Raw genomic sequence first — 826 nt, forward strand, 5'->3', positions numbered from 1 at the left:
GTTACTTAAAACGACGCTCAAGACAAACAATTGTTTTTACTCGAACTAGGGTCTATGCCACACTGGTCTAATAAAAAGGAACACGGTTTCAATTCGGCCGTTTTTGATGAGATAATCTATGTGACGAGCTCGACACTTTTATTGTCCTTGACTATATTCGTTGTCATATAAAAGCAAGCGCATACTCACTTACACCAGAGCGATTGGCTGGACGTGACTAGGGACAAGCAGGACGTGCTGAACAATTTACTATTTTTACCCCGCTACCAAAAACGATTGGTATCTCTTTTAATCGATTCGATTTCACTTCCGCTTGCCATCTGGTTGGCGTTTAGTTTGCGCTTAGATGCGTTTTACATTCCCGACTCTTGGCAGATAGCAACGGTCATGTCACTGACTGTTCTTTGTAGCTTGTTCTGTTTTATCAAGCTCGGTTTGTACCGCGCGGTTATCCGATATATGAGTAATCATGCGATGCGTGCGGTATTGGGCGGCGTGACGATTTCTACGCTGGTGTTGGCTCTTTCAGCCTTTTTTTTGAACGCAGAGATGCCGCGCTCTGTCCCCATTATCTATTGGTGTTTGGCGCTGGTGTTCGTCGGGGGCTCAAGAATGACTGCGCGCTCGTTAGTGCATAACTCCATTGTTCGCACTAAAGAGAGAGTGATTATCTATGGCGCTGGTAAGTCGGGCTTGCAGTTAAGTTCGGTGTTGTTTCATAGCAAAGCCATGCAGCCGATCGCGTTTGTTGACGATGATGAAAGTTTGCATGGGCAAGATTTAAACGGGGTTCGAGTATATAGCCCTGCAGCATTACCCAAAGTAT

General features: G+C 45.4%; 1 protein-coding gene. It reads left to right on the plus strand.

Going from position 1 to position 826, the window contains the following annotated elements:
* Positions 1–234: 234 nt before the first annotated feature.
* Positions 235–826, plus strand: a 592-nt coding sequence (locus tag A3750_RS14925; RefSeq protein ID WP_369819948.1) for a nucleoside-diphosphate sugar epimerase/dehydratase, incomplete at its 3' end; no start/stop codon positions are given.

It is taken from the genome of Oleiphilus sp. HI0079 (assembly GCF_001635105.1).